This window comes from Simplicispira psychrophila DSM 11588 (assembly GCF_000688255.1).
In the GTDB taxonomy this organism is placed as follows: Bacteria; Pseudomonadota; Gammaproteobacteria; order Burkholderiales; family Burkholderiaceae_C; genus Simplicispira; species Simplicispira psychrophila.
In genome coordinates this window covers 91,403-114,506 of the sequence record NZ_JHYS01000006.1, presented here as the reverse complement: position 1 = coordinate 114,506, position 23,104 = coordinate 91,403, and the positions used below count along the sequence as shown (strand labels likewise).

The 23,104-nt window shown below is 63.9% G+C and carries 22 protein-coding genes; 17 read left to right on the top strand and 5 right to left on the bottom strand.

The window, feature by feature from the left end:
- The first annotated feature begins 18 nt into the window (after positions 1–18).
- Entirely contained in the window at positions 19–990 is a 972-nt protein-coding gene (locus tag Q390_RS0108265) for a phosphoglycerate mutase (RefSeq protein ID WP_027995634.1), read from the top strand.
- Positions 987–2,702: a single-stranded-DNA-specific exonuclease RecJ gene (gene recJ / locus Q390_RS0108260; RefSeq protein WP_027995633.1), complete on the top strand. Its 1,716-nt coding sequence runs from the start codon at positions 987–989 to the stop codon at positions 2,700–2,702. The genes Q390_RS0108265 and recJ overlap by 4 nt, the downstream gene beginning before the upstream one ends.
- Positions 2,703–2,714: 12 nt before the next feature.
- Here the strand turns inward: recJ and Q390_RS0108255 are convergent, their stop codons facing one another.
- Entirely contained in the window at positions 2,715–4,583 is a 1,869-nt protein-coding gene (locus Q390_RS0108255) for a methyl-accepting chemotaxis protein (protein ID WP_027995632.1), read from the bottom strand.
- A 177-nt stretch (positions 4,584–4,760) separates the two neighbouring features.
- On the opposite strand from Q390_RS0108255, the gene Q390_RS0108250 reads away from it, so the two are divergent.
- The 4 genes from Q390_RS0108250 (at position 4,761) to Q390_RS0108235 (ending at position 8,387) form a co-directional block, all read left to right on the top strand.
- Positions 4,761–5,624, top strand: a complete 864-nt coding sequence (locus Q390_RS0108250) for a 3',5'-nucleoside bisphosphate phosphatase (protein ID WP_027995631.1) — start codon at positions 4,761–4,763, stop codon at positions 5,622–5,624.
- 25 nt (positions 5,625–5,649) lie between these two features.
- Positions 5,650–6,285, top strand: a complete 636-nt coding sequence (locus tag Q390_RS0108245) for an L-threonylcarbamoyladenylate synthase (protein ID WP_027995630.1) — start codon at positions 5,650–5,652, stop codon at positions 6,283–6,285.
- 55 nt (positions 6,286–6,340) lie between these two features.
- Positions 6,341–7,009 (top strand): site-2 protease family protein, encoded by a 669-nt coding sequence (locus Q390_RS0108240; RefSeq protein ID WP_027995629.1) that lies wholly within the window; start codon positions 6,341–6,343, stop codon positions 7,007–7,009.
- 76 nt (positions 7,010–7,085) lie between these two features.
- Positions 7,086–8,387 carry a tryptophan--tRNA ligase gene (locus Q390_RS0108235; RefSeq protein ID WP_027995628.1) on the top strand — a complete coding sequence of 434 codons (1,302 nt, stop codon included), beginning with the start codon at positions 7,086–7,088 and terminating at the stop codon, positions 8,385–8,387.
- Positions 8,388–8,515: 128 nt separating this feature from the next.
- Here the strand turns inward: Q390_RS0108235 and Q390_RS0108230 are convergent, their stop codons facing one another.
- Genes Q390_RS0108230 through Q390_RS0108220 form a run of 3 tightly spaced genes read right to left on the bottom strand, consistent with a single transcriptional unit; the run spans position 8,516 to position 11,960 of the window.
- Complete coding sequence (locus Q390_RS0108230) at positions 8,516–9,916, bottom strand: phospholipase D-like domain-containing protein (RefSeq protein ID WP_027995627.1); 1,401 nt, start codon at positions 9,914–9,916, stop codon at positions 8,516–8,518.
- Positions 9,913–11,304: an ATP-binding protein gene (locus tag Q390_RS0108225; RefSeq protein WP_037472524.1), complete on the bottom strand. Its 1,392-nt coding sequence runs from the start codon at positions 11,302–11,304 to the stop codon at positions 9,913–9,915. The genes Q390_RS0108230 and Q390_RS0108225 overlap by 4 nt, the downstream gene beginning before the upstream one ends.
- On the bottom strand, positions 11,301–11,960 hold the full coding sequence (locus tag Q390_RS0108220) for a response regulator transcription factor (RefSeq protein ID WP_027995625.1): 660 nt from the start codon (positions 11,958–11,960) through the stop codon (positions 11,301–11,303). Before Q390_RS0108220 ends, Q390_RS0108225 begins: the two co-directional genes overlap by 4 nt.
- A gap of 475 nt (positions 11,961–12,435) precedes the next feature.
- On the opposite strand from Q390_RS0108220, the gene ribBA reads away from it, so the two are divergent.
- The 9 genes from ribBA (at position 12,436) to trhP (ending at position 20,113) form a co-directional block, all read left to right on the top strand.
- Positions 12,436–13,557, top strand: a complete 1,122-nt coding sequence (gene ribBA, locus Q390_RS0108215) for a bifunctional 3,4-dihydroxy-2-butanone-4-phosphate synthase/GTP cyclohydrolase II (protein WP_027995624.1) — start codon at positions 12,436–12,438, stop codon at positions 13,555–13,557.
- A gap of 5 nt (positions 13,558–13,562) precedes the next feature.
- Positions 13,563–14,027 carry a 6,7-dimethyl-8-ribityllumazine synthase gene (ribH, locus tag Q390_RS0108210; protein WP_027995623.1) on the top strand — a complete coding sequence of 155 codons (465 nt, stop codon included), beginning with the start codon at positions 13,563–13,565 and terminating at the stop codon, positions 14,025–14,027.
- Positions 14,024–14,635: a transcription antitermination factor NusB gene (gene nusB / locus Q390_RS17995; protein ID WP_051603131.1), complete on the top strand. Its 612-nt coding sequence runs from the start codon at positions 14,024–14,026 to the stop codon at positions 14,633–14,635. Before ribH ends, nusB begins: the two co-directional genes overlap by 4 nt.
- An 81-nt stretch (positions 14,636–14,716) precedes the next feature.
- A complete protein-coding gene (locus Q390_RS0108200; RefSeq protein ID WP_027995622.1) occupies positions 14,717–15,901 on the top strand; it encodes a pyridoxal phosphate-dependent aminotransferase in 1,185 nt (394 codons plus the stop codon).
- Between the two features lie 17 nt (positions 15,902–15,918).
- The gene (locus tag Q390_RS0108195; RefSeq protein WP_027995621.1) at positions 15,919–16,335 is read left to right on the top strand and encodes a YbgC/FadM family acyl-CoA thioesterase; all 417 of its coding nucleotides are present in this window, start codon (positions 15,919–15,921) and stop codon (positions 16,333–16,335) included.
- Positions 16,332–17,036, top strand: a complete 705-nt coding sequence (gene tolQ / locus Q390_RS0108190) for a protein TolQ (protein WP_027995620.1) — start codon at positions 16,332–16,334, stop codon at positions 17,034–17,036. Before Q390_RS0108195 ends, tolQ begins: the two co-directional genes overlap by 4 nt.
- A gap of 16 nt (positions 17,037–17,052) precedes the next feature.
- Positions 17,053–17,478: an ExbD/TolR family protein gene (locus Q390_RS0108185; RefSeq protein ID WP_027995619.1), complete on the top strand. Its 426-nt coding sequence runs from the start codon at positions 17,053–17,055 to the stop codon at positions 17,476–17,478.
- A 24-nt stretch (positions 17,479–17,502) separates the two neighbouring features.
- Complete coding sequence (tolA, locus tag Q390_RS0108180) at positions 17,503–18,681, top strand: cell envelope integrity protein TolA (protein WP_027995618.1); 1,179 nt, start codon at positions 17,503–17,505, stop codon at positions 18,679–18,681.
- A 61-nt stretch (positions 18,682–18,742) separates the two neighbouring features.
- A complete protein-coding gene (gene trhP, locus Q390_RS0108175) occupies positions 18,743–20,113 on the top strand; it encodes a prephenate-dependent tRNA uridine(34) hydroxylase TrhP (RefSeq protein ID WP_027995617.1) in 1,371 nt (456 codons plus the stop codon).
- Between the two features lie 46 nt (positions 20,114–20,159).
- On the opposite strand, the gene Q390_RS0108170 is transcribed toward trhP, so the two are convergent.
- Positions 20,160–20,786 carry an FMN-binding negative transcriptional regulator gene (locus Q390_RS0108170; RefSeq protein ID WP_027995616.1) on the bottom strand — a complete coding sequence of 209 codons (627 nt, stop codon included), beginning with the start codon at positions 20,784–20,786 and terminating at the stop codon, positions 20,160–20,162.
- Between the two features lie 154 nt (positions 20,787–20,940).
- Here Q390_RS0108170 and Q390_RS17990 point away from each other — a divergent pair, with 154 nt between their 5' ends.
- Both Q390_RS17990 and Q390_RS0108160 read left to right on the top strand, forming a co-directional pair.
- Positions 20,941–21,579 carry a DUF5610 domain-containing protein gene (locus Q390_RS17990; protein WP_156949856.1) on the top strand — a complete coding sequence of 213 codons (639 nt, stop codon included), beginning with the start codon at positions 20,941–20,943 and terminating at the stop codon, positions 21,577–21,579.
- Positions 21,580–21,683: 104 nt separating this feature from the next.
- Positions 21,684–23,099, top strand: a complete 1,416-nt coding sequence (locus Q390_RS0108160; RefSeq protein WP_027995615.1) for an aminotransferase-like domain-containing protein — start codon at positions 21,684–21,686, stop codon at positions 23,097–23,099.
- The last annotated feature ends 5 nt before the right edge of the window (positions 23,100–23,104 follow it).

Below are 23,104 nucleotides of genomic sequence, written 5' to 3'. Positions count from 1 at the left end.
ATCCCGCAAAATGCCGCCATGTCGGACACCCCCCATTTGTTGATTCCTTATGCCGCCGTGCAGTCTGCCGGTGGCCAACAGGCGCTCGCCAGCCTCGCCCTGCCCCACTTAGAGCGCCTGCTGGCGCGCCTGTCGCCGCTGGCCGGCGATGTCGGTGACGAAGAAAGCCCCTCGCCGCCACACGAACGCGCCCTGGCGCGCGCGCTGGGTTTGCCTGGCGCCGACGGCCATCTGGCGTGGGCAGCGTGGCATGTGCGCCACAGCGACACCGCAGCCACTATCGCTCCTTCGGCCCCGGACAACGCCGCCTGGGCCTTCATCACCCCCTGCCATTGGCAGGTCAGCACCGACCACATCACGCTGCACGACCCGCTGGCACTGGGGTTGGACGAGGCCAGTTCACGCGCGCTGCTGGCAGTGATGGCACCGTGGTTTGAGCAAGACGGTATCACGCTGCTCTATGACCAGCCCACCCGCTGGCTGGCGCACGGCGAGGTGTTTGCCGACCTGGTCAGCACCTCGCTGGAGCGCGTGCTGCACCGCGATGTGCGCGCTTGGCTGCAAGCCGCCGAGCAGCACCCGGTGCTGCGCCGCCTGCACAGCGAAATGCAAATGCTGCTCTACACCCACCCGTGGAACGAGGCACGCGAGGCGCTGCGCCAGCCGACCGTCAACGCTTTTTGGGTACACGGCGCAGGGCGCTTACCAGCAACAGCCACGCCAAAATCACCCGCACCGCAGATGCCGCTGAGCCTGCGCGACGCCGCTTTGCGTGAAGACTGGGCTGCTTGGGCCAGCGCCTGGCAGCAGTTGGACGCCGGCCCCGTGGCCGATCTGGCCGCGCAGGTCGCCCGTGGCAGCACAGCGCAACTGACGCTGTGCGGCGAATGCAGCGCCTTCAGTTGGCACACCGCACCGCGCAGCCTGCGCCAGCGTATTTCAAGCCTTTTTGGCCTCCAGCCATTTAAAGACGTGCGCTATAAGCTATGAAAATAATAGCACGAGACATTCCTCCCCGCGCCGCTTGGGCGCTGGAGCAAGCGGGCGTCCACCCGCTGTTGGCGCAGCTGTATGCCGCGCGCGGCGTGGGCAGCGCCGCCGAGTTGGACGATGGTCTGGCACGTCTGCTGCCGCCGACTGGTCTGCACGGCATTCAAACTGCCGCCGCGCTGCTGGCCGACGCTATCGCTCAAGACCAGCACTTGTGCATCGTGGCCGACTACGACTGCGACGGCGCGACCGCCTGCGCCGTAGCGGTGCGTGGTCTGCGCTTGCTGGGCGCACGCCATGTCGATTATTTGGTGCCCGACCGGGTGATCGACGGCTATGGTTTGACCGCACCGATTGCCGAGCGCGTGAAACAGCGCGGCGCGGATGTATTGATGACTGTGGACAACGGCATCAGCAGCGTCGAAGGCGTAGCGCAGGGCCAAACGCTGGGGATGCGCGTCGTCGTCACCGACCACCACCTGGCCGCTGCGCAACTGCCCTTTGCGGACGCCATCGTCAACCCCAACCAGCCCGGCTGCAGTTTTGCCAGCAAGCATTTGGCGGGGGTTGGCGTGGTGTTTTATGTGCTGCTGGCGCTGCGCTCCGAACTGCGCGCGCGGGGTTTTTTTGATACGGCCTCGCAGCCGAAACTCGACGCGCTGCTGCCGCTGGTCGCCTTAGGCACCGTGGCCGACGTGGTAGTGTTGGACGCCAATAACCGCCGTTTGGTGGCGCAGGGTCTGAAACGTATCCGTGCCGGTCATATGCCCGCCGGTATGGCGGCGCTGTTCAACGTCGCCGGGCGCAAAGCGGCGGTGGCTACCACCTTCGACTTTGGCTTTGCCTTGGGCCCACGCATCAACGCTGCCGGACGCTTGGCGGATATGACGATTGGCATCGAATGCCTGCTGACCGACGACGCCGGGCGCGCCGACGCACTGGCGCGCACGCTGGACCGCATCAACCGCGAACGGCGCGATATTGAGGGCGGAATGCGCGATCAAGCACTGCTGCTGGCGGAAAACTTGTTCAACGAGGACGACAACCCGCCGCCTGCCATCAGCGTGTTTGACGCGGATTTTCATCAAGGCGTGGTCGGCATCGTGGCCTCGCGTATCAAAGACAAGCTGCACCGGCCGACGTTTGTCTTTGCCGCCAGCAGCGCGCCCGGCCATGAAGGCGAACTCAAAGGCTCGGGCCGCTCGATTCCGGGCTTTCATCTGCGCGATGCGATTGATTTGGTGTCCAAGCGCCACCCCGGCGTGCTGCTGCAATTTGGCGGCCACGCCATGGCGGCGGGCTGCACCCTTGCGGCGGGTCAGTTCGAGGTGTTTGAGCAGGCGCTGGCGCGCATCGCCAGCGAGTGGCTGGACGCCGCCACCCTGACCGAGCGCATCGCCACCGATGGCCCGCTGGCGCCGCAATACTGCCGTGCCGATGTGGTCGATACGCTGCACCGCGAGGTCTGGGGCCAAGGCTTTGCGCCGCCGACCTTCAGCGAAGAAGTGCAGGTGCTCAGCCAGCGCCTGGTCGGTGCCGACAAAAATCACCTGTCGCTGAAGTTGCTGCACCACGGCCAGCCAGTCGATGGCGTCTGGTTTGGGCACACCGACCAGCTACCGAGCAAAGTGCTGCTGGCCTTTCGGCTGGACGTGAATGAATGGCGCGGCGAGCGCAAGGTGCAGTTTTTGATTGAAGGCGCGCAGACCTGAATGGCTACGGAATCAAAAGCTTTCCCAGTCGTCGTCCGCCGCCGCCACCACCGAGGGCCGGGATGATGTCGCTGACGGCAAGCGCGGTACAGCGGCGGTGCGGTGGGCGACGGGCGCCGCAGTCGCACGTTGGGTGCTCGGCGCGGCAACGGCGGGGCGGCTGGGTACCGTCCGGGGCGGCGCAACCAAGGTGCCTGCAGGAGGGGCGGGGACAGCAACTTGGGGCCTGGACTGCAGTGCGCGCGGCGCTGGGGAAGCTGAGGACGATGCGGCTTTGGCTGAAGTGAGCCGCGTGCGCGCTAGGGCGGCATCGGTCACAGGAGCTGTCACTGTGCCGGCACCGACATTGAAGACCGACACCACCTGCGCCAGATGCTGGGCCTGGTCGCGCATGGCGGTGGCAGCGGCGGTGGACTCCTCCACCAGCGCGGCGTTTTGCTGGGTCATCTGATCGAGGTTGGTCACCGCCTGGTTGACCTGCGAAATGCCGTCGCGCTGCTCGGTGGCAGCAGCGGTGATCTCGCCGATCAGATCGCTGACGCGCTGCACACTGCTGACGATCTCGGTCATGCTGGCGCCGGCCTGCGCCACCTGCTGCGAGCCTGATTCGACGTTCTGCACTGAGGCGTTGATGAGCGCCTTGATCTCTTTGGCCGCATCGGCCGAGCGCCCAGCCAGACTGCGCACTTCGCTGGCAACGACGGCGAAACCGCGTCCCTGCTCGCCCGCGCGTGCTGCTTCAACAGCGGCGTTCAAGGCCAAGATGTTGGTCTGAAAGGCAATCGAGTCAATGACGCTGATGATGTCGGCGATCTTGCGCGAGCTGCTGGTGATCTGCTCCATGCTGGCCACCACTTGCCCGACCACCTCGCCGCCGCGCGTGGCGGCTTGCGCAGCAGTACCGGCGAGCTGATTGGCCTGGCGTGCGGTGTCGGCAGACTGGGTCACGGTCGCAGTGAGTTGCTCCATGCTGGCAGCGGTTTCTTGTAGATTGGCGGCCGTTTGCTCAGTGCGTGCCGACAAGTCTTGGTTGCCCATGGCAATTTGCGTCGAGGCGGTGGACACTGATTCCACCCCCGAGCGCACCTCTCCCACTACGCCGCGCAGGCGCGCCGCCATGGCCGACAGCGAGCGCAGCAGATGGCCCAGCTCGTCCTTGCGGTCGTCGTGGGCGCTGGCGGTCAGGTCGCCCGCGGCAATGTGATCGGTCAGCTCAACCGCGCGCTGCAGCGGCCGCGTGATGGAACGCACCAACAGCGTGGCCAGCAACATACCAAGTATCAGCAGCACCGATGCCAACCCCGCACCTATCCAGTGGGCCAGGGTGCGCTGGCGATCACCAGCGAGCTTGGCTTGGTCGCGCTGACCTTCCTGCAATTGCACGAAAGTGTCCTGGGACGCTGCGTATTGCACCGCCACGGGTTTGAATTTTTCTTGAATGATTTGCACCGCACCTTCCATGCCGCCGGCCTGCCGCGCGTCCTGGGCCTTGAGGCTGAATTCGCGCATCTGCTGGCGCTGCCCATTCATGCGCGCCAGCAGCTCCTTGTCCTGCTCGGAAAAAGCCGCCGCTTCGAGTTGCTTTTGCAGCGCAGCGACATCTTTCTGGCTGGCTTCGACCAGCGTCTGGGTATGCAAGATCAATTCATCATCGCTGGAGACTGCAATGACGTAGGCGCGCTCGATGTTCAGCTGGCTCAGACCCTTCCAGCGCAGTGCCAAAGAGATGCGGTCTTCGTTGAACTGGATGGTTTGAGCGACGTCATCGCCGGTTTTTTCAACGAAATAGAAAAGGCCCGATCCCAAACCCAGCAAGGTCAGCATCAGACCCAGAATGATCGCCCACAGCTTGTGCGCGACAGGGATGTTGTTGAAATTCATGGTTGCTTTCAAAAAATAAACTGCCAACGCCTGCTTTTTTCAGGTGAGCTTATGCGTGCGCAGAACTTTTAATTACATTTATCTTACACATAAAACACTTATTTTCTTGTTGGTAGAGACCCACCCCCGTGTCATCGTGGCGCGGCAAACCCTGCCCCTGCGACCTACAATCCAGGCGTGCCTACCTCTCTCAACGCCGACCTGCACTGCCACTCTGTCGTGTCAGACGGCACCTTGACGCCCGAAGCACTGGCGGCCCGCGCCCAGCGCAATGGCGTGCAGCTGTGGGCCTTGACCGACCACGACGAAATTGGCGGCCAGCAGCGTGCGGCGGCGGCGGCGCAAGCGCACGCCATGGACTACTTGACCGGCACCGAAATTTCTGTCTCATTTGCCAACACCACTGTCCATATCGTCGGGCTGGGGTTTGATGCCAACAACGCCGCCTTGGCGCAAGGCCTGGCCGCCACCCGGGGCGGGCGCGACACCCGCGCACAAGAGATGGCGCAAGACCTGGCCCGCGTCGGTATCGGCGGCGCCTATGAAGGCGCACTGAAATATGTCAGTAACCCAGAATTGATCTCGCGCACGCACTTTGCCCGTTTCCTGATCGACGCCAAGGTGTGCAAAGACACCGGCGAGGTATTTCGCAAGTACCTTATCGAGGGCAAACCTGGCTTTGTGCCGCACCGCTGGGCGGCTCTGGGCGATACAGTGCGCTGGATCACGCAGGCCGGCGGCATGGCGGTAATTGCGCACCCGGCGCGCTACCGGCTGACAGCGAACGAAGAATTTGCCCTGTTCTCGGAGTTCAAACAGCACGGTGGTCAGGGGGTGGAAGTGGTGACCGGCAGCCACTCAGTGGCGGAATATGCCGAGTACGCCGACATGGCGCGCGAATTTGGCCTGGCCGCATCGCGCGGCAGCGACTTTCACAGCCCGGATGAATCGCACACCGATCTGGGTAGCCTGCCGCCCCTGCCCAGTGGGGTCACGCCAGTGTGGGAGTTGCTGGCCGAGCGCATCCAACACGCACCTTAACAACAACATCTGACGACTGCAGGCCATGGCACAGCTTTTTGAAATCTACCCTGATAACCCACAGCCGCGCCTGCTCAAGCAAGCTGCTGCGCTGCTGCAAAAGGGCGCCATCCTGGCCGTACCCACCGACTCCAGCTACGCCCTGGTGTGCCAGTTGGATAACAAGGCCGCCGTGGACCGGCTGCGCCGCATCCGCCAGGTGGACGAAAAACACCACCTGACACTGTTGTGCCGCGACCTGTCGGAGCTGGCCAACTACGCACGTGTCGATAACCGGCAGTTTCGTCTGCTGAAACTGGCCACGCCGGGGCCGTACACCTTCATTCTGGAAGCCTCCAAGGAAGTGCCGCGGCGCCTGAGCCATCCGTCGCGCAAAACCATCGGCCTGCGCGTGCCCGACCGCAAGGGTCTGCAAATGCTGCTGGAGCTGCACGGCGGCCCGCTGCTGGCGACGACGCTGATTCCGGCCGGCGAGACCGAGCCGCTGAACGACGCGCAGGACATCCGCAGCCGCTACGAACGCCTGATTGACGGCATCCTTGATGCCGGCGCCTGCCCGCTCCAACCCACCACTGTCATTGATCTGACGCCCATGGACAACGGTGGCGATCCGCTGGTGTTGCGCGAAGGGGGCGGCAGCCTGTCGGCGCTGGGTCTGTAAACACGTTTGAAGACAGTGTCAGCGCAGCGCCAAAGGCAATGCGACAATGCCGCCGGTGGACATCTCTCATCTCATCCAAACCGTTCTGATCTACACCTTGCCGGTGTTGTTTGCCATTACCGTGCATGAAGCCGCCCATGGCTATGCTGCGCGCCACTATGGCGACAACACGGCCTACCGGCTCGGTCGTGTCACCCTCAACCCGCTCAAGCACATTGACCCGGTCGGCACCATCTTGATGCCGCTGATTCTGTACTTCGCCACTTCGGGCGCCTTTCTGTTTGGCTACGCCAAGCCGGTGCCAGTCAATTTTGACAACCTGCGCAATCCCAAGCGCGACATGGTCTGGGTCGCCCTGGCCGGGCCGGCATCGAACTTTGCCCAGGCTGTTTTTTGGGCGCTGATGCTGGTGTTGCTGATCGGCATGGGCGTGCAGGAGCCGTTTTTCATCAAGATGGCGCAGGGCGGTGTGCTGGTCAATCTGGTGATGTGGGCGTTCAACCTGTTTCCGCTGCCACCGCTGGACGGTGGGCGTATTCTGGTCGGCCTGCTGCCGTGGAAGCAGGCACAACTGGTGTCGCGCATCGAGCCCTGGGGCTTTTTCATCGTCATGGCGCTGGTGCTGGCCGGCGTCGTCAGCACACTGTGGCTGCGCCCGCTGATGTCGCTGGGCTACGGCGCACTGAGCCTGCTGATGAGCCCGCTGGCCACCTTGTTGCGCTAGTTTTTACGCTGGCTTGACGCTGGCCCCTGGCCGTTCTTGCTGATTTTTTTTGCAGACCCCTTCAGATCCTGTTTTCATGAGCACCACGCGCTACCTCACCGGCATCACCACCACCGGCACGCCCCATCTGGGCAATTTTGTCGGCTCCATTCGCCCCTCTGTCGCCGCCAGCCAAACGCCGGGGGTGGAGAGTTTTTATTTTCTGGCCGACTACCACGCCCTGATCAAGTGCGAAGACCCGGCGCGCATCCAGCGCTCGACACTGGAGATTGCGGCCAGCTGGCTGGCCGCCGGTCTGGACCCGGAGCGGGTAGCGTTTTACCGCCAGTCCGACATTCCTGAAATCCCGGAGCTGACCTGGCTGCTGACCTGCGTCACCGGCAAGGGCCTGCTCAACCGCGCGCACGCCTACAAGGCCTCGCAAGACAAAAATCAAGCCGCTGGTCGCGATGGCGACGACGGCGTGACCGCTGGGTTGTTCATGTACCCGGTACTGATGGCCGCCGACATCTTGCTGTTCAAGGCGCACCAAGTGCCCGTGGGGCGCGACCAGATCCAGCACATTGAAATGGCGCGCGACATGGGCGCCAGCTTCAACCACCTGTATGGCGAGCACTTCGTGCTGCCCGAAGCGGCGGTGGACGAGCATGTGGCCACGCTGCCCGGCCTAGACGGGCGCAAGATGAGCAAGAGCTACGACAACACCATCCCGTTGTTCAGCAGCCGCGAACAATTGCGCAAGCTGATTGGCGGCATCGTCACCGACTCGCGCGCGCCGGGCGAGCCCAAAGACACCGAAGGCTCAGCGCTGTTCCAGATCTACCAGGCCTTTGCCAGCAGCGACGAAACTGCCGCCCTGCGCCAGCAATACGCCGACGGCATGGCCTGGGGCGATGCCAAACAGTTGCTGCTGGAGCGTGTCGATGGGGTGATCGCCCCGATGCGTGCGCAATACCAGGAACTGATCCAGAACCCGGCGCACATCGAGCAGACCCTGCTGGCCGGCGCCGAGCGTGCGCGTGCCCTGGCCACACCGTTTTTGCGCGAGTTGCGCACTGCCGTCGGCCTGCGCAGTCTGGTACAGGTGGCCACCCCCAAAGCGGCCAAAACCAGCAAAACCGCCCTGCCCGCATTCAAGCAGTACCGCGAGCAAGACGGCAAGTTCTACTTCAAGCTGGTCTCAGCCGAAGGCCGTCTGCTGCTGCAAAGTACCGGCTTTGACGCCCCCAAGGCCGCAGGCCAAGCCATTGCCCAACTGCAACAAGCCGCACCGGCGGCATGGCAAGACAGCGCCGCCCACCTGCAGCTAACCGAAGGCGTGTCCGCCAGCGATGTCAGCGACGCACTGCAAATCCTGGCCGACGCAGCGGCCACCTGAGCGCACTGCAGCCGCCCTGACAAGAGCGCCCAGGCGCTCTTTTTTATAGCTGTAAGCGCTGACTGGATAAGGGCTTGAGCCATAAAACACTGCTATTTATGGCCGGTGCACCGGCGGGGAAAATCTCGTCACAACTGAAACGCCACCGCCCGCACCACGCCTTCAAAAATATCGCGCAGCCACGAAGGCCGGCGCGCGTGATAGGGCACAGCCTGCGCCATCTGGCGATCAAACCAATCGCTCAGCCATTGCACTTCGGTGGCGCCATAAAACGCCGCCATCGATTCGTAGTTCAAAAACAGACTGCGTCCATCCAGGTTCAGTGAGCCGCACAGCGCCAGCTCCTCGTCCATCACTACCGCCTTGGCGTGCAACATGCCGGGCGCCAGCCACACCTGCACACCGGCAGCGACCAGTTGGCGCAGCGCCCGCTCACGCGCCCAATCGGCCAGGCGGTGGTTGGAGCGTGCTGGCAGCAGCACGCTGACCTGCACACCGCGCCGACACGCCAGACACCAGGCGTCGAGCAGAGCGTCGTCCGGGACAAAGTACGGCGTCACGGCGCGGATGCGCTGCTGCGCCTGGTAGGCGCCCGACATCAGCAAGGCGTGCACCGTGTCGTCGGCATGGTCAGGGCCGCTGGGCACCCACTGCACCAGCGCGCCCTGCGCCGGTGCGCCAGCATCGGGCAACAGCGGCACACGGTTGAAACGCAAAGGGCGCCCGCCGGCGGTGTGCCAGTCGGCACGGAACTGCGCCTGCGCCTGCGCTGCCAGCGGTCCATGCACGACAAAACTCAAATCAATCCAGGCGCTCTGGCCCGTATCCCCGGTGAAATACTCCACCGCCAGGTTGCGCCCGCCGCTCCACAGCCGCACGCCATCGGCCACCGCCACCTTGCGGTGGTTGCGCAGATTGGTGCGCCCGCGCAGGGGGTTGCGCAGCAGCGGCATGAAGCGGCGCACCCGCACCCCCGCGCGCAGCCACTGGTGCAATTGGCGCCGGGGCGTCTGGAAGCTGCCCACCGCATCCAGCAGCAGCCGGGTGGTGACACCGCGTTGCACGCAACGCACTAACGCCGCTGTGATGGTGCGACCGACGGCGTCGTTGCCATACAGGAAAGTGCCCAACTCCAGCGTGTGCTCGGCCGAATCGATCAAATCCAGCAGCGCCTGCAACGAGGCAACGCCGTCCTCCTGGAAGGTGATCGGGCCATTGCGCTCGGCCGGCGCCAACTCCATGCCGGCAAGCAAGCGCGTAGCCCAGGGCGGCGCACCGGTCGGCACCGCGGCGGACAAAGGCTCGGACGCAAAACGGTGGCGCGGCGGACGGGCGTATTTGCGCGTGCCAAAGAACAGAAACAACGGCAGCGTGACATACGGAAAGGCCACCATGCCCAACACCCAGGCCAGTGCCGCCGACGGATGGCGGTATTGGTGGCCAATGCGCGTGGCCAGCACATACACCAGCAAACTGGCCGCCACCAGCAGTGCATGGCCCAGGCCCGAGAGCAGCGCCAGCCGCGTCATGCCGCCCCCGCAGCCGGCAGTGCCGGTACCGGCTGCGAGGGCGGCGCAAACTGCAGGCGCACGCGCAAGCCGCCCAGCTGTGGCGAGGCATCCAGCAACAACGCGGCGCCATGCTGCTGCGCAATCGAGCGCACGATGGCCAGCCCCAGGCCGCTGCCAGCAGCGGCTGGAGCGTCGGGCACGCGGTAAAAACGATCCAGCACGCGCGTGCGCTCTGAGGGCGCAATGCCCGGGCCGCTGTCCTCGACCGCCAGCGTCACCGCGTCTGGCGCTGCGTCAAGGTGCACATCGACACGGCCTCCCGGCGGCGTGTATTTGAGGGCGTTGTCCAGCAGGTTGCGCAGCAAAATGCGCAGCGCCTCAGGCTGACCCGGCACGCTCGCTGCGTCTGCCGTGCCCAGGCCCAAGTCGATCTGGCGCGCCTGGGCGGCCGGCGCCGCATCGGCCAGTGCCCACTGCACTACCTCCAACAGCGGCACGGCGTGCAGCGGCGCGCCCGCCGCCGCACTGGCTTCGTGGCGCGCCAGCTCCAGCAGTTGTTCGACCAGACGGGCGGCGCGGTCAATGCCGGCCGACAGGCGCGCCACAGCGACGTGGCGCGTGTCGGCATCGGCGGCGCGCTGCAGGCCTTGCACTTGCAGCTTGAGCGCCGCCAGCGGCGAACGCAGTTCGTGTGCGGCGTCGGCAACAAAATTCTGCTGTGCCACAAAGGCCTGCTGCACGCGCAAGAACAGCAGATTGAGCTCTTGCACCAGCGGCTGCACTTCGTCAGGCAGGTCTTCTGCCATCACCGGCCCGAGGTCGGGCGCACGCCGCTGCGCCAGCTGGCGGCGCACGCGTTCGACCGGCGCCAGCGAAGACCCGACCACCCACCACACCGCCAGTACCAGCAGCGGCACCATCAGCGCCACCGGGGCCATGGTGCGCCAGGCCAGCGTGCGCGCCATGGCTTGGCGCACCACCATGGCCTGCGCTACCTGGATCACCTGCGCACGGGTCTGCAAGGAGAAAACGCGGTAGTCCTGACCGTGCGTATGCACCTTGGTAAAACCCAGCACCGCCACCTGCGGCAGCGTGGTGCCAAACGCCGATTCAAAAATCCGCAGCCCCTCGTTGCTCCAGACCTGCACCACAAACTCCGGGTCCCCCTCTTCGCCGCGCCCTTCGGCAGCCAGCCCGGTGGCGTTGACTGGCAGGCCGGCACGCAGGGCCAAGGCCATTTGCTGCATCTGGTAGTCAAACAGCACATCGGCCTCGGCCAGCGCGCTGCGATACGCCAGAGCGCCCTGCAACAGCGCCGACAGCAGCACCGTACCCAGCAGAAACAACAATAGACGCACACGCAGCGAGCGCGGCGCACGGGGCAGCCAGGGCCGCCGCGCCGTCATTGCCTGGGCACCATGTAGCCGACACCGCGCACGTTCAGCAGCAGCTCGGCACCCAGCTTTTTGCGCAGGCCGTGGATATAGACCTCAACCGCGTTGCTGTTGATTTCCTCGCCCCAACCGTAGAGCTTTTCTTCCAGCTGAGCGCGCGACAGCACACTGCCGGGGCGTGCCAGCAAAGGTTCGAGCACCGCCCATTCGCGTGACGACAGCTGCACCGGCGAGCCATTGACGCTGGCCTCGCGCGTGGCCGGTGCAATGCTCACACCGCGGTGCTCGTACACCGGCTCGGCGCGCCCGGCGGCGCGGCGCAGCAGGGCGCGGATGCGCGCCAGCAGTTCATCCAGGTCATACGGCTTGAGCACGTAATCGTCCGCCCCGGCGTCCAGCCCGGCGATGCGCTGCGCCACGCCATCGCGCGCCGTCGCCACCAGCACCGGCGTGCGGTTCTTGCGCGCACGCAAGGCGCGCAGCACCTCCAGACCGTCGCGCCGGGGCAGCCCCAAATCGAGCAGCACCAGGTCGTAGGTCTGCGTGCGCAGCGCCGTATCAGCGGCGTCACCGTCGCGCACCCAGTCCACGGCGTAGTGCTCGGCGCGCAGCAAGTCCTGCACGGTCTCACCGATCATGGTGTCGTCTTCGACCAGCAGCAATCGCATGGCTTCCTTTCGTAGGGCACCCGTACTCGGGGGGCCTGCCAGGCCGCAGTTGGGCGTCTGGTGCCAGCATAGCGCGACTGGCAGCGGCTGCAGCGCTGGCGCCACAGGACATTAAAATATATAGCTAAAAGCGCTTATATTCATTGGTCTAGAGGCCATTTTGACCTGTATTTCATATCCCTGCATACCCTCCAGAGAGATCTGGCCCGCCGGGGCTCAAGCGGGCGCCTCTGACACCGTCAGCGTGGCTGGCCGCAGGGCCTTGGATACACACCGTGCCCTGCTGCACTAAAATTGTGCCTTTTTGCATCGACGTGCTGTGCAGCACACCGGTTCACCGTGCGGCAGCGCCGCATCGCATGTTCTTTGGGGCGTTGGCGACAGCCGGTCTTGCCGTCTGGCGCCAGCACCGGGGAGCTTGCATGACACGCTGCGCACCACTGCGGCCCACTGTGGTTTACCCAAGAAAGCGTCCATGACCTCCCCCCTTACCCCCGCACCCATCTCGCCGGTGCAAGACATCGTGGCCGAAATGCGCGCCGGGCGCATGGTCATCCTCATCGATGAAGAAGACCGCGAAAACGAAGGCGACCTCGTACTGGCCGCCGACCATGTCACGCCCGAGGCCATCAACTTCATGGCCCGTTTTGGCCGTGGCCTGATCTGCCTGACGCTGACGCGTGAGCGCTGCGAATTTTTAAAGCTGCCGCCGATGGCAGCGCGCAACGGCACCGTCTACAGCACCGCGTTCACCGTCTCGATTGAAGCGGCCGAGGGCGTAACCACCGGCATCTCGGCCGCCGACCGCGCGCGCACCGTGCAGGCGGCCGTGGCGGCAGGCAGCCAAGCTACCGACTTGGTGCAACCAGGGCATATTTTTCCCCTGCAAGCCGTGGACGGCGGCGTGCTGATGCGCGCCGGCCACACCGAAGCGGGCTGCGACCTGTCGGCACTGGCCGGCTGCAGCCCCGCCTCGGTGATCTGCGAGATCATGAAAGACGACGGCACCATGGCCCGTCTGCCTGACTTACAGCTGTTTGCTGCAGAGCACGGCCTGAAGATTGGCACCATTGCCGACCTGATCGAGCACCGCATCCGCACCGAATCGCTGGTCGAAAAGGTCGGCTCGCGCCCGCTGCACACGGCTTTTGGCGAATTCATGGCCCATGCTTTCCGCGACGGCCCTAGCCAAGCCGTGCACATCGCGCTGGTCAAGGGCGCATGGCAAGCAGACGAATCCATTCCGGTGCGCGTCCACGAGCCGCTGTCGGTACTCGACGCCCTCGAAGTCAACCGCGCCATGCATTCCTGGGGGCTGGACACCAGCCTGCAATACATCGCCGAGCAAGGGCGCGGCGTAGCCGTGCTACTCAACTGCGGCGAAAGCGCAGCCCAGCTGTTAGAACAATTTGAAGGCAAGGCACGCGCCGCCCAGGCGCCCGAACGCGGCCGCATGGATCTGCGCACCTACGGCGTCGGCGCGCAAATCCTGCGCGACTGCGGCGTGCAAAAAATGCAGCTCATGGGCCAGCCCCGACGCATGCCCAGCATGGCGGGTTACGGACTTGAAATCACTGGCTATATCCCGAAGGAATAATAAAAATGTTTGATGCAGAAAAAGGCAGCGCTGAGCGCTGCGATGGCAGCGACTTGCATATCGGCCTGGTGCAGGCGCGTTTCAACGAAAGCATCACCGACGCTCTGGCCGACGCCTGCCGCAGCCAGCTGCTGGAGTTGGGCGTGCGCGAAGAGCACATCACCCATGTGGTGGTGCCCGGCGCACTGGAAATACCCACCGCCCTGCAAGCCCTGGCCGAGCGCGACGAGTTTGATGCGCTGATTGCGCTAGGCTGCATCATTCGCGGCGAAACCTACCACTTTGAATTGGTGGCCAATGAATCGGGCGCCGGCGTCTCGCGCATTGCGCTGGACTACCGCATCCCGGTGGCCAATGCCATTCTGACCACCGAAGACCTCGACCAAGCGGTCGAGCGGCAAACCGAAAAAGGCCGCGACGCGGCCTATGTGGCGGTCGAGATGGCCAACCTGCTGAAAGAACTTTCGTGAGCGACAACGCCCCCTCCGCCCCTACCCCGTCGGCCTCCGGCCCCCAGCGCCGCGTCCCCGCCAGCGCCGGCGCGCGCAAGACAGCGTCCAAATCCAGCCGCAGCCGCGCCCGCGAATTTGTGCTGCAAGCGCTCTATCAGCATCTGGTGGGTCGCAACAGCGCCGAGGCCATTGACGCCTTCACGCGCGACCTGTCGGGCTTTCACAAGGCCGATGCGGCGCACTACAACACCGTATTGCACGGCTGCATCGAAACCGGCGCTTATATGGACGCGCTGATCACACCGCTGCTCGACCGCAAGATGGAGGAAATCTCGCCGGTGGAGCACGCCGCCATGTGGATGGGCGTGTTTGAATTTCAGCATTGCCCCGACGTGCCCTGGCGCGTGGTGCTGAACGAGTGCATCGAACTGACCAAGGACTTTGGCGGCACCGACGGCCACAAATACGTCAACGCCGTGCTGGGTGGCCTGGCGCCCCAATTGCGCGCCACGGAAGTAGCGGCCGACAAAGGCCGGCCGGGCGTGCCGTCAGCCTCCAGCCGTGCAGCGCCTCCCCCAGCCAGCGACACAGGCGAGGCGGACGCGCTGGACACCCCCGCCGCCTGAAGTAAACCCTGCGCTGTGCTGGAACCAAATGGCATGGCGCGCCCCTGACCTTCTGCCGCCGCGTGCGGCCCAGACCACTGCATGAAAATATCCCGCCGCGCCGAGCGCATTGAACCGTTCTATGTCATGGAAGTGGCCAAAGCCGCCCAAGAACTGGCGCGCGAAGTGGCGCATGGCAGCACGCCGATGATTTTCCTGAACATTGGCGAGCCGGACTTCACCGCGCCGCCACGGGTGCAAGACGCCGCCGCACGCGCCGTGCACAGCGGTGCCACGCAGTACACGCCGTCGCTCGGCCTGGATGCACTGCGTGAGCGCATCAGCGGCTGGTATGCGCAGCGCTTTGGCGTGCAGGTGCCGGCGCAGCGCATCGTCATCACCGCAGGTGCCTCCGCCGCGCTGCAACTGGCCTGCCTAGCGCTGATCGACGCGGGTGACGAAGTGCTGATGCCCGACCCGAGCTACCCGTGCAACCGCCACTTCGTCAGCGCCGCCGAAGGCACCGCCGTGCTGATCCCGACCACCGCCGCCGAGCGCTACCAACTGAGCGCCGACAAGGTGCGCGCCGCCTGGACGGACAAAACGCGCGGCGTGTTGCTGGCCTCACCATCGAATCCGACCGGCACCTCCATCGCGCCGGACGAGCTGCGCCGCATCCACCAAGTGGTGCAAGAGCATGGCGGCGTGACCATCATCGATGAAATCTATCTGGGCCTGAGCTACGACGAAACCTTTGGCCACACCGCGCTGGCCATCGATGACCAGATCATCAGCATCAACAGCTTCAGCAAATACTTCAACATGACCGGCTGGCGCCTGGGCTGGATGGTGGTGCCCGAAGCCTTGGTGCCGGTGGTCGAGCGCCTGGCGCAAAACCTGTTCATCTGCGCCAGCACCGTGTCACAACACGCCGCGCTGGCCTGCTTTGACCCAGACAGCCTGGCCGAATACGAACGCCGCCGTGCTGAATTCAAGGCCCGGCGCGACTACTTCATTCCCGCACTGCAAGTGCTGGGTTTTGACATTCCGGTGCAGCCCGATGGCGCTTTTTACGCTTGGGCCGATTGCAGCCAATTGTGCGACAAGCTCGGCGTGCAGGGGAGCTGGGACTTTGCGCTGGCGGTGATGCAACGCGCGCATATCGCCATCACGCCGGGACGCGATTTCGGCAGCTTTGAGACGGGCCACTTTGTGCGTTTTTCCACCGCCAACTCGATGGAACAGCTGCAAGAAGCCATCGCCCGGCTGCGCCAATTGTTGGCTTGACAAGCGTGCGCACGCCCATGGCCTTTGCTTTCCCCCTGCGTATTTACTGGGAAGACACCGATGCCGGCGGCATCGTGTTCTATGCCAATTACCTGAAATTTTTTGAGCGCGCCCGCAGCGAATGGCTGCGTTCGCTGGGCATTGGCCAACAGGCGCTGCGCGAGCAGGCCGGTGGCATGTTTGTCGTCACCGATGCGCGCCTGCGCTACCTGCGCCCCGCGCGCCTAGACGATGAACTCATCGTCACCGCCCAACTCGAACAAGCGGGCCGCGCCTCTTTGACCATCGCCCAGCAAGCCTTCCTCAAGCCAGCAAACACTGCTACCGCACCGGGCACCCTGCTCAGCGAAGGCAGTATCCGCATCGGCTGGGTCGATGCGGCCACCCTGGCCCCAACACGCATTCCAAGTTCTCTTCTAGAAAAACTCTCATGAACTCCCAAGACATGTCCATTCTGACCCTGGTGCTGCACGCCAGCTGGGTGGTGCAACTCGTCATGCTGATGCTGCTGGGCGTGTCCATCGCCAGCTGGGCAGCGATCTTCCGCAAGCTGTTTGCACTGAAACAGGTGAAGTCGCTGAACGACGACTTTGAGCACGAATTCTGGTCGGGCACCAGCTTGAACGACCTGTATGCCAGCGCCGCGCAAAACGCCAAGCACTGCGGCCCGATGGAACGCATTTTTGCCAGCGGCATGCGCGAGCACCAAAAGCTGCGCGAACGCCGTATCAGCGACCCCGGCACCTTGCTCGACGGTGCCCGACGCGCCATGCGCGCCAGCTTTCAGCGCGAGATGGACGTGATCGAATCCAGTCTGTCCTTCCTCGCTTCGGTCGGTTCGGTTTCGCCCTACGTCGGTCTGTTTGGCACGGTGTGGGGCATCATGCACGCCTTCACCGGCTTTGCCGGCATGGAGCAGGTCACTCTGGCCACTGTGGCGCCCGGCATTGCCGAAGCGTTGGTGGCTACGGCCCTGGGTCTGTTCTCGGCCATTCCTGCCGTCATCGCCTACAACCGCTTTGCCCGCGACATCGACCGCGTCGCTATCCACCAGGAGACTTTCATCGAAGAGTTCTCCAACATCCTGCAGCGCAACCTGGGCGCCCAGCCCGGCGCCTCGGCCTCCGGCCACTGACCCCAAGGACCACGCTATGCCTGCCATGGGATCGCGCGGCCGCGGCCGCCGCACCATCAACGAAATCAACATGGTGCCCTTCATCGACGTGATGCTGGTGCTGCTGATCATCTTCATGGTGACCGCCCCCATGCTGACCCCCGGAGTGATCAATGTGCCCTCGGTGGGCAAAGCCAGCAAGCAACCAGCCAAGTTCGCCACCATCACGGTCGGCAAGGATGGGCAGTTGCAGATCCAGACCGATGGCAACACCCGCACTGTTTCCGAAAAAGAAGCCGCTGAAGCCGCGCTGCGCTGGCAAAAAAACCAGCCCGACGGCACGGCAGCCGTCATCCTTGCCGCTGAAAAATCGGTGGCCTACGAGTCCGTCGTCAAGGCCATGAGCGCCCTGCAAAAAGCCGGCGTCCAGCGTGTCGGCCTGTCCGTCAAGCAAGGCGGTTAAACCGCTGCACCCCTGCCCGCCTTCATGCACACCACCACGCCCCCAGATCGCGACCAGTTTTCTCCACCCGAGCAGCCGGCACGCCTGCGCGCGGTGGTGCTGGCGGTGCTGGCGCATGTGCTGCTGATCGTAGCTCTAACCTGGGGCGTGAACTGGAAGAGCAGCAGCGACACGCCGGCCGTCGAAGCCGAACTGTGGGCCGCCGTGCCACAGCAGGCCGCACCGCGCGCCGCTGCGCCTACAGCGTCGACACCTGCCATACAACCGCCACCAGCGCCGGTGCCGCCGGTGCCAGTGAAGCCACCACCGCCAGTGAAGCCGCAGCCAGTGCAGCCACCGCCACCACGGCCCGTTCGAGCACCGGCTCCCCCAGCACCTAAACCACCGCCACCACCTCCCCGTCAGGCCGAGCCAGACACGCGCGAAGCGGATATCGCCATCGAGCGCGAGAAAAAGCGCCTGGAAAAAGAAAAAAAAGAGCACCAGCAACAGCTGGAACGTGAAAAACGCGAGAAAGAGCGCAAGGCAGAAGAAAAGAAAGAGCGCGTGGAGCAGGAGAAAAAAGAGCGGCTGGAGAAAGAAAAACGCGCCCAGCACGACAAGGCAGAGCAGCAAAAAGCCGAACGCGAGAAAGCCGATAAGGCCGAGCGCGAAAAAGAACGTCTGGCGAAACTGGAAAAACAAAAACAGGCCGCTGAAGAGAAAAAGCAACAAGCGGTCGAAGACAAAAAACAGCAGGCTGCGGAAAATAAAAAGAAGCAGGCCGCCGAGGCCGCTGAAGCTGCCGAAGCCAAACGCAAGCAAGAATCGCTAGAAAAAGCCAGCGCCAAAGCCGCCGATGCACGCCGCGAAGAAGCCCTGCGCCGCATGCAAGGCTTGGCCAACGCTACCGGTGGCGAACACGCTACTGGCAAAGACAAAACGACCGCCGGCCCATCGGGCGCCTATGGCGGCAAAGTGGCGGCCAAGGTCAAGCCCAACATCGTCTATCCCGACGCAGTGAGCGGCAACCCGCACGCCGTGGTGCAGGTGCGCGCCGCACCCGACGGCACCATTATTGGCACCAAACTGATCCAGTCCAGTGGCAACAAAGCATGGGACGACGCCGTGCTGCGCGCCCTGGAAAAAACCGACACCCTGCCGCGCGACGTCGATGGCCGGGTGCCACCAATGATTGAAATCGGCTTCCGACCCAACGGCTGACCCACTCCGACGCGCCGCCACCTCTTTTCCCCGCACCGCCAGACCGCTGGCAAAGCCCCCCATGACACACAAAAGCCCCGAACTGCTGCTGCCCGCCGGCTCACTCGACAAGATGCGCGCCGCCTACGACTTTGGTGCCGACGCCGTCTACGCCGGCCAGCCGCGCTACTCGCTGCGCGCGCGCAACAACGAATTCCGCGTCGAGCAAATCCAACAAGGCATACAAGAGGCCCACGCGCGCGGTAAAAAATTCTTTTTGACCAGCAACCTGCTGCCGCACAACGACAAGGTGCGCACCTATTTGCGTGACATCGAACCCATCATTGCCATGCGTCCGGACGCGCTGATCATGGCCGACCCTGGCCTGATCATGATGGTGCGCGAGAAGTGGCCCGAGGTGGCCATTCACCTCTCGGTACAGGCCAACACCACCAACTTTATGGCGGTGAAATTCTGGCAAAAGATGGGGGTACAGCGCATCATCTTGTCGCGCGAACTGAGCCTAGACGAGATCGCCAAGATCCGCCAAGAATGCCCGGACATGGAGATCGAAGTGTTCGTGCACGGCGCGCTGTGCATTGCCTACTCGGGTCGCTGCCTGCTGTCGGGCTACTTCAACCGGCGCGACTCTAACCAGGGCGCCTGCACCAACGCCTGCCGCTGGAACTACGCCACGCAAGAGGCGGCGGTCGATCCCAACACCGGCGAAGCGATGGCGGTGCGCATGGAAGGTGACTTCCACTTCAACCAAGCGCAAGAGGACGAAAACTCTGCTTTTGCTGCCTGCGGTGACGGCGCGCGCCACCCCAAAGCCGACCACATCTATCTGCTGGAAGAAAAAGAGCGCCCCGGCCAGCTGATGCCCATCATGGAAGATGAGCACGGCACCTACATCATGAACAGCAAGGATCTGCGCGCGGTCGAGCATGTGCAGCGCTTGGTCGAGATCGGCGTCGATTCGCTGAAGATCGAAGGCCGCACCAAGAGCGCGTACTACGTCTCGCGCACCGCGCAGGTTTACCGCCGCGCCATCGACGACGCGGTCGCCGGCCGCCCATTCAACCCCGAGCTGATCACCGAGCTGGAAGGCTTGTCCAACCGTGGCTACACCGCCGGCTTCTTAGAGCGCCGCCCGGCCAACGACTACCAAAACTACGAAACCGGCAGCTCCATCGCGCGGCGCAGTCAGTTCGTCGCCGAAGTCAAAACCCTGCTGGACAACGGCTGGGCCGAGGTCGAAACCAAGAACCGCTTTGCCGTCGGAGACCTGATCGAAGTCATCCACCCCAGCGGCAACCGCACGCTGCGCCTGACCGAGATGCACAACCTCGACAACCAGCCCGTCACCGAAGCGCTGGGCAGTCCGCTGCGCGTGCGCATTCCTTTGGGCGCCCCGGCCGAAGGGGCATTGCTGGCGCGTATTTTTGAATAAAATATGGCTGTAGCCATTTAGATACGTGCACTAACAGCTATCATTTTTAATATTTCACCCGTTCCATAGCGGCCGACAACGCCAAGTCACCGCGCTCCTTTAGAGCGTGAATCGCTCCATCACGGTCACGCAGCTCGCGGTTTTGTCCGAGTTTGCGTTTGCCTTCCAAACGGGTCACCTCGATCTCGATGCCGACAATCATCTTCAGCATCTGGTCTAGGTAGTCGCGCGGCGCATCGGCCATTTTCCAAGGGCGTGCTTGCGTGGCCTCATGGCGCTGTGTCAGACGACCGACGATGGCGCGCAAGAATTTTTCGTCCTCGATCACCCGCAGCAGGCCATGGGCGTGCACGACTTCGTAGTTCCAAGTCGGCACATGGCGGTGCGTCTCCTGCTTGCTCGGGTACCAATTGGGCGAAATGTAGCCCTGCGCGCCCTGAAAAATTACCATGACTTCCGCCTCGCGGGAGAGGTCAGACCACAGCGGATTGGCGCGGGCGATATGCGCCACCAGCGTGCCGTACTCACCGCGCTGTGCATCCAGCTCAAACGGAATGTGGTTCGCGTTCAAGCCTTGGGGCGAGTGGGTCACCAGCGCGCCGAACGGACACGTCTGAATCAGGTGGTGCAGTGCACTCGTTTCGGTCTCGGCAAATGATGGGGGCGAATACATTTCGGGGCCTCTTGGTTAACAAATAACGCTCGGGTCGGCAGCTAAACATTTTTCTAAAGCTTAAATAGAGCCACTATTACCAGCTTAATTTAACTTTCAGTTGAATTGGTCGATGATTGAAGAGACCCCCCTACAACATCTACCGGAGAACAACATGGCTACCCCTTCCATCGGCTTCCCCCGCTCTGCCACACCGGCAGCTCCTGATTCGACGCGTACCGTTCAGCCCGTAAAAACTGCTGAATCTACGGAAGAAGCTAAAACCTCGGCGTCAATCAGCACTTCGGCCAGCACCCGACGCGCGGAGCAAAATTCGCAAATTCTGCAAGCCTCGATGGACGTATCCATCAAATCGGCCAACACCTCGCTGGCCTTGCTGTACCGCACGGCCATTGACCGCATCAACACGCTGCTAGAGCCAGAGCTGGGGCCCAACGCCATTGGCGACACCGCTGCCCCGGTGCAAACACCCGAGGCCACTGCAGGTCGCATCCTGTCGCTGTCCACTGCCTTCTACGATGCCTACGCCGCACAAAGTCAGAACAAAGACAAAGATGCAGAAACCGTGGCGCGCAATTTTGTCGATCTAATTCGGGGCGGTTTTGAGCAGGGTTTTGGCGAAGCCAAAGACATCCTCACCGGCTTGGGTGTCATGGGCAAGGACAGTCCGATTGAGCAAGGCATCAGCAAAACCTATGCCTTGGTAATGCAAGGGTTTGACGATTTTCTGGCCAGCAAACTAGGCACCAAGGCAACTGCCAACGAAGCGCCCAAAGACACCAGCGCCGCCTGAGCACCACGGCCCCAACAGCGCTACCGAATCCCGCGCTGGTGTTGCCGCCTTCTGCGCAGCACAAGTACGCCAGTAGATCCGTGACACTGCCTGTTTTTAGCTCCATGAAGCGCTATGACATCCTTGCCACCGACATCGAGATATCCATCCGCGCTGGCGTGCTGCGCCCGGGGGACAAGCTGCCCTCGGTACGCCACACCTGCGCCAGCCGGGGCGTCAGCGCGTCCACCGTGTTCCAAGCCTATTACCTGCTGGAAGCGCGCGGCTTGGTGCAGGCGCGCGAGCGCTCGGGCTACTTTGTGCGCGCAGGCCTGCGCAGTGCGCCGCCCGAGCCCGAGCAAGCCTCGCAGCCCGCAGGCCAGTCGATTGCCGTTGATGTGAGTGAGCGCGTCTTCGAGGTGCTGGAATCGAGCATGGCACGCGAGGTGGTGCCGCTGGGCTCAGCTTTCCCTAGCCCGCTGCTGTACCCGCTGGCACGTTTGGGCCAGTGCCTGGCCACCAGCGCCAAGTCGCTCGACCCCTGGAGCACGGTGGACGACCTCACCCCCGGCCATGCCGGCCTGCGCCGCCAGATTGCGCTGCGCTACTTGGCGGCAGGTATACCGGTGTCGGCCGAGGACATCGTCATCACCAACGGCGCACTCGAAGCGCTGAACCTGTGCCTGGCCGCCGTGACGCGCCCGGGCGGTGCGGTGGTGGTCGAATCGCCCACGTTCTACGCCGCCTTGCAGGCGCTGGAGCGCATGGGGCTGCACGCCATCGAGGTGCCCACCCATCCGCGCGAGGGCATTGATCTGGCCGCGCTGGAGTCCGCCATCGTGCGCCACCGTCCCCAGGCCTGCTGGCTGATGACCACCTTCCAAAACCCGCTGGGCAGTTTGATGCCCGAAGCCAAGAAAAAAGCGCTGGTGGCGCTGATCACCCGCCACGGCCTGCCGCTGATCGAGGACGACGTGTACGCCGAGCTGTACCTGGGCGAGCAGCGCCCACCCCCCGCCAAGGCCTTTGACACCGAAGGGCTGGTGCTGCACTGCAGCTCGTTCTCCAAATCCTTGGCGCCAGGCTACCGCATTGGCTGGGCCACGCCGGGGCGCTTTACCCAGGCCGTGGCACGGCACAAGCTGACCAGTACGCTGAGCGCCTCGGTACCGGCACAGGCAGCACTGGCGCTGTACCTGGAGCGCGGCGGTTTTGACAAGCACCTGCGCAAACTGCGCGCGGCGCTGGCCATGCAGCAAACGGCCTTTGCCCAGGCGGTGGGCCATTATTTTCCCCCCGGCACGCGAGCGACGCGGCCCGAGGGCGGCTACTTTTTATGGGTCGAGCTGCCCGCAGGCTGTGACGCGCTGCACATCCACCGCCAAGCGCTGGCGCAGGGCATCAGCGTGGCGCCAGGGCCGATTTTTTCCGCCTCGCACGCCTTCAGCCACTGCCTGCGCCTGAACTATGGCCACGCTTGGAATACCCGCACCGAGCAGGCGCTGGCCACGCTGGGCCAGATCGTTGCAGCGTCGGGGTAAGCCGC

Excerpts from the sequence above, each read along its gene's own strand:
- trhP (WP_027995617.1), top strand. The coding sequence starts at position 18,743 with ATGACACACAAAAGCCCCGAACTGCTGCTGCCCGCCGGCTCACTCGAC.
- Q390_RS0108200 (WP_027995622.1), top strand. The coding sequence starts at position 14,717 with ATGAAAATATCCCGCCGCGCCGAGCGCATTGAACCGTTCTATGTCATG.
- tolA (WP_027995618.1), top strand. The coding sequence starts at position 17,503 with ATGCACACCACCACGCCCCCAGATCGCGACCAGTTTTCTCCACCCGAG.
- tolQ (WP_027995620.1), top strand. The coding sequence starts at position 16,332 with ATGAACTCCCAAGACATGTCCATTCTGACCCTGGTGCTGCACGCCAGC.
- Q390_RS0108220 (WP_027995625.1), bottom strand. The coding sequence starts at position 11,960 with ATGCGATTGCTGCTGGTCGAAGACGACACCATGATCGGTGAGACCGTG.
- Q390_RS0108195 (WP_027995621.1), top strand. The coding sequence starts at position 15,919 with ATGGCCTTTGCTTTCCCCCTGCGTATTTACTGGGAAGACACCGATGCC.
- Q390_RS0108230 (WP_027995627.1), bottom strand. The coding sequence starts at position 9,916 with ATGACGCGGCTGGCGCTGCTCTCGGGCCTGGGCCATGCACTGCTGGTG.
- Q390_RS0108235 (WP_027995628.1), top strand. The coding sequence starts at position 7,086 with ATGAGCACCACGCGCTACCTCACCGGCATCACCACCACCGGCACGCCC.
- Q390_RS0108225 (WP_037472524.1), bottom strand. The coding sequence starts at position 11,304 with ATGACGGCGCGGCGGCCCTGGCTGCCCCGTGCGCCGCGCTCGCTGCGT.
- Q390_RS0108170 (WP_027995616.1), bottom strand. The coding sequence starts at position 20,786 with ATGTATTCGCCCCCATCATTTGCCGAGACCGAAACGAGTGCACTGCAC.
- Q390_RS0108160 (WP_027995615.1), top strand. The coding sequence starts at position 21,684 with ATGAAGCGCTATGACATCCTTGCCACCGACATCGAGATATCCATCCGC.
- Q390_RS0108265 (WP_027995634.1), top strand. The coding sequence starts at position 19 with ATGTCGGACACCCCCCATTTGTTGATTCCTTATGCCGCCGTGCAGTCT.
- ribBA (WP_027995624.1), top strand. The coding sequence starts at position 12,436 with ATGACCTCCCCCCTTACCCCCGCACCCATCTCGCCGGTGCAAGACATC.
- Q390_RS0108185 (WP_027995619.1), top strand. The coding sequence starts at position 17,053 with ATGCCTGCCATGGGATCGCGCGGCCGCGGCCGCCGCACCATCAACGAA.
- Q390_RS0108245 (WP_027995630.1), top strand. The coding sequence starts at position 5,650 with ATGGCACAGCTTTTTGAAATCTACCCTGATAACCCACAGCCGCGCCTG.
- ribH (WP_027995623.1), top strand. The coding sequence starts at position 13,563 with ATGTTTGATGCAGAAAAAGGCAGCGCTGAGCGCTGCGATGGCAGCGAC.
- recJ (WP_027995633.1), top strand. The coding sequence starts at position 987 with ATGAAAATAATAGCACGAGACATTCCTCCCCGCGCCGCTTGGGCGCTG.
- Q390_RS17990 (WP_156949856.1), top strand. The coding sequence starts at position 20,941 with ATGGCTACCCCTTCCATCGGCTTCCCCCGCTCTGCCACACCGGCAGCT.
- Q390_RS0108255 (WP_027995632.1), bottom strand. The coding sequence starts at position 4,583 with ATGAATTTCAACAACATCCCTGTCGCGCACAAGCTGTGGGCGATCATT.